2 protein-coding genes are annotated in these 4593 nt (G+C 69.6%); one reads left to right on the forward strand and one right to left on the reverse strand.

Features of this window, described 5'->3' with window-relative positions:
* A partial coding sequence (locus tag JCR33_RS22505) for an AAA family ATPase (protein WP_198884394.1) occupies positions 1–1935 on the forward strand: 1935 nt, incomplete at its 5' end.
* Positions 1936–2398: 463 nt separating this feature from the next.
* Here the strand turns inward: JCR33_RS22505 and JCR33_RS25590 are convergent.
* Positions 2399–4297 carry a M23 family metallopeptidase gene (locus JCR33_RS25590; protein WP_198884395.1) on the reverse strand — a complete coding sequence of 633 codons (1899 nt, stop codon included), beginning with the start codon at positions 4295–4297 and terminating at the stop codon, positions 2399–2401.
* Positions 4298–4593: the final 296 nt, after the last annotated feature.

Raw genomic sequence — 4593 nt, forward strand, 5'->3', positions numbered from 1 at the left:
CAGCGCATCGTCAACGGCGACGTGCCGGAGAGCCTCAAGGATAAGGCCCTCCTCGCCCTCGACATGGGCGCCCTCATCGCCGGCGCGAAATATCGCGGCGAGTTCGAGGAGCGCCTCAAGGCCGTGCTCTCCGAGGTGAAGTCCGCCGACAAGGGCGTCGTCCTCTTCATCGACGAGGTGCACACCCTCGTCGGCGCCGGCAAGTCCGACGGCGCGATGGACGCCTCCAACCTCCTGAAGCCCGCCCTCGCCCGCGGCGAGCTGCACTGCGTCGGTGCCACCACGCTCGACGAGTACAGGAAGTATATCGAGAAGGACGCCGCCCTCGCCCGCCGCTTCCAGCCCGTCTTCGTCGACGAGCCGACGGTGGAGGACACCATCTCCATCCTGCGCGGCCTCAAGGAGAAGTACGAGCTGCACCACGGCGTGCGCATCGCCGACAGCGCCATCGTGTCCGCCGCCACCCTCTCCAACCGCTACATCGCCGACCGCTTCCTCCCCGACAAGGCCATCGACCTCGTCGACGAGGCCGCCTCGCGCCTGCGCATGCAGGTGGACTCCAAGCCCGAGGAGCTCGACGAGCTCGACCGCCGCATCGTCCAGCTCAAGATCGAGCGCGAAGCGCTGCGCAAGGAGGACGACAGCGCCTCGCGCGACCGCCTGACCAAGCTCGAGAAGGAGCTCGCCGACCTCGAGGAGCGCTCCAACGCCCTCACCCAGCGCTGGCTCGCCGAGAAGGACAAGCTCGCCGGGGCGCAGGACGTCAAGGCGCAGCTCGAGCAGGCGCGCAACGAGCTGGCGGCCGCGCAGCGCAAGGGCGACCTCGCCCACGCCGGCGAGCTCGCCTACGGCGTGATCCCCGACCTCGAACGCCGCCTCGCCGAGGCCGAAGCCGCGGGCGACACCGGCTCGATGGTGGAGGAGACCGTCTCGGCCGACCATATCGCCCAGGTCGTCTCGCGTTGGACGGGCATCCCCGTCGACAAGATGCTGGAGGGCGAGCGGGAGAAGCTCCTGCGCATGGAGGAGGCGCTCGAGAAGCGCGTCGTCGGCCAGGCCGAGGCGGTGCACGCCGTGTCGACCGCCGTCCGCCGTGCCCGCGCCGGGCTGCAGGACCCCAACCGGCCGATCGGCTCGTTCATGTTCCTCGGCCCCACGGGCGTCGGCAAGACCGAGCTCACCAAGGCGCTCGCCGCGTTCCTGTTCGACGACGACACCGCGATGGTCCGCATCGACATGTCGGAGTACATGGAGAAGCACGCCGTCAGCCGCCTGATCGGCGCGCCTCCGGGCTATGTCGGCTACGAGGAGGGCGGCGCCCTCACCGAGGCCGTCCGCCGGCGCCCCTACCAGGTCGTCCTGTTCGACGAGATCGAGAAGGCGCACCCCGACGTCTTCAACGTCCTCCTGCAGGTGCTCGACGACGGCCGCCTCACCGACGGCCAGGGCCGCACGGTGGACTTCCGCAATACGATCATCGTGATGACGTCCAACGTCGGCGCCGAGTTCCTCGCCGCCCAGGGCGAGCACGACGACGTGGAGGCGGTCCGCCCGCAGGTGATGGAGCTGGTGCGCGCCACCTTCCGGCCGGAGTTCCTCAACCGGCTCGACGAGATCGTCCTCTTCTCGCGCCTCAAGCGCGCCCAGATGGCGGCGATCGTCGACATCCAGATGGCCCGTCTCCACAAGCTCCTCGCCGATCGCAAGATCACGCTGGAGCTCTCGGACGCGGCCCGCGAGTGGCTCGCCGAGCGCGGCTACGACCCCGTCTACGGCGCCCGCCCCTTGAAGCGGGTGATCCAGAAGGAAGTGCAGGACCCGCTCGCCGAGAAGATCCTCGCCGGCGAGGTCCGCGACGGCGAGACCGTGCGCGCGACGCCGGGCACCGACCGCCTGGTGTTCGAGCACGAGACGAGCGTCGCCGACGCCGCCTGACCCCGCGCAGCGGACGGTGCAAAGAACGAGAGGGCGGCCCCTGCGGCCGCCCTTTTTCGTGCCGGCGCGGACTGCTGCCCTCGCCGCTCCGACGTCGCCGCTTCCGCCGAGGGAGGCCGTCGCCCCCATCCCGCGCCGCGGGCGGCGTCACCATTCCCCTCTGAGCCGAAGGAGGGCACGGGAGAGCTGCGGGCGTGTCAAGGACGCCGCAGGCGCCCGCAGGGCTTGTCCTTGATGGGCCCGCAGCTCTCCCTAGCCTTGCCGCAAGGGTTCGGGAAAGTCAGGCGCGCAGCGTCTGTCTTGCCTGAACCCTTGCCCGCCGGCGAGGCGCCTTCCCTTCTCTATCCGGCGGCGGCGCCAATGCCTCGACGCCGCCGCCGGTCATAGCGCCCGCGCCCAACGAAAAGGGCGCCCCGACAGGACGCCCTTGCCGAGCCGGCAGATGCCCGAGCCGCGCGACGTCTCAGCGCCGCGCCAGTTCCACGTTCTGCTGCGCGAGCAGCGCATCGATGCGATCGCGCTCCGACTTGAAGTTGCTCAGCATGGTGCCCGACAGCTCGCGCCCGCGACGCAGGCGGATCTTGAGCGGGTTCACCGGCCGGCCGTTGACGTGCACCTCGTAGTGGAGGTGCGGTCCGGTGGAGAAGCCGGTGGAGCCCACATAGCCGATCACCTGACCCTGCTTCACCTGCACGCCCGGCTTGATCCCCTTGGCGATCCGCGACTGGTGGCCGTAGCCGGTCGCATAGCCGTTCTTGTGGCGGATGAGGGTCCAGCGGCCGTAGCCCGCCTTCCAGCCCGCCTGCTGCACGACGCCGTCGCCGGCGGCGTAGATCGGCGTGCCGCGCGGGGCGGCGTAGTCGACGCCGGTGTGCATGCGCGAGCGGTGCAGAATCGGGTGGCGGCGCATGCCGAAGCCGGAGCGGAAAATGCCGCGCTGCATCGGCTTGCGCATCAGGAACTTGTCGCCGGTGCGCCCGTCCTCGTCGTAGTAGTCGATCACGCCGTCGGACGACTTGAAGCGGTAGAAGCGGCGCTCCACCCCGGCGGCGGTGAGGGAGGCGAAGAGGATCTCCGGCGGCCGTCCGTCGGTCGTGTCGGCGGCGTGCAGCACGGTCAGCTTGTCGCCGGGCCGCACGCTGGCGTTGAAGTCGACGTCGGCGGAGAAGATCTTGAGCAGGACGTCGCGCACCTCGTTCGGCAGATTGTGGTCGACCGCCGTCTGGTAGAGGCTGCGGTAGATCGAGGGCAGACCGCCGCGCGAGGTGGGGATCTGCACGTCCTCAACGACCGGCGCCGGCCCGGGCGGGGCTTCGCCGAGCACGAAGCGACCCTCGTCGGTCAGCGCCACCGTGGCGACGTGCTCGTCCTTGGCGTAGATCGTGAAGCGGTTCGGACGGCGCTGCGCGTCCTCGCCGTCCTCGTCGAGCTCGAAGCCGATGCGCAGCGTCTGGCCCGGCTTCAGCGTGGCGACGCCGAGCCGGCCGAGGATCGTGTCGATCGCCTTGATGTCGTCGCCGTTGACGCCGCTGCCGCGCAGGATCTTCGACAGCGTGTCGCCGGGCTGGACGAGCTCGATCAGCTCGTTGTCGCTCGACCCGTCGGCGTCGTCGTCGGAGCTCTTGATCAGCTCGGAGACGTTCTCGGGCACCACCGTGATGTTCGGCGCGCGCTGCGTGCTCGGGTCGGTGAAGGCCTCCACCTCGCCGCGGCTCGAGACGATGTTGTCGGAATATTGCTCGTCGCGCAGCGCCGGCTCCACCTCGGCCTGCTCCACCTCTTCGGCGGTCTGGTCGAACGCCACCTGCCCGTCGAGCGGAAAGGCCGAGACGCTGACGGTGATCTCTCCGTCCACCTTCTTGTCGTAGATCGCGTCCGTGGTGCTCGCGGTCGGCGTCTGCTTGGCGGCGATCTCGCCGGCGTTGAACTTCGGCACGTCGCCGATGGCGTCGTCGTCGAGCACCAGGCTCGCGTTGATGAGCGCGTAAGGGCGCTTGGCGATGTGATCCTCGACGCCTTGGCGCACGACGGTGCTCACCTCGATGATCTTGCGCGAGGACACCGCCTCCATCGTCGCCTGGATGCGGTCGCCCTTCTGCGCCTTGGGAGCGCGCGGCTGGGCCACCGCGTCAATCACCGCGGCCTGCGCCTGCAGCACGTAGCGCCCGTCGAGCGCGGCGACGAGGGCGCCGCCCATCAGCGCGACCGAGGTCACCGCGGTGACCACCGCGCCGAAGAGCCAGCGCAGGCTCACCCCGCGCCGGGTGTAGCGCGAGGGGTCCTGCTCCCCCATGGCGATCGGCGGCTCCTCGCCGAGCTCGACGATCTTGGTCTTGTGGCGATGATGCTCCCAAGCAGCCACTCGAACACTCCCTGCCTGAACGGCTGCCTTTTTACGGGAAGCCACCCAACGACGGAAGCCAGGCAACGCTTCATTAAGGGTCGTGTTGGTCGCACCGGCCCTCCCCTCGCCCCGCCGGGGCTGTCCTCCGGCGGGTGGCTCGCCGGAGATCTTCCGGGAATCCAAGGCGTTGAGAACGTCCCGAACCGAAAGACTCCCTCTTGCGCATTTTTCCACGAATCGCGTGTTGACTTCCCGGGGGGTGGCAGCCTATATCCCCGTCACTGGCGGCGCGGGGAGGGTATCTTTCGCGGGCT

The organism is Acuticoccus mangrovi (assembly GCF_016411865.1).
Taxonomy (GTDB): domain Bacteria; phylum Pseudomonadota; class Alphaproteobacteria; order Rhizobiales; family Amorphaceae; genus Acuticoccus; species Acuticoccus mangrovi.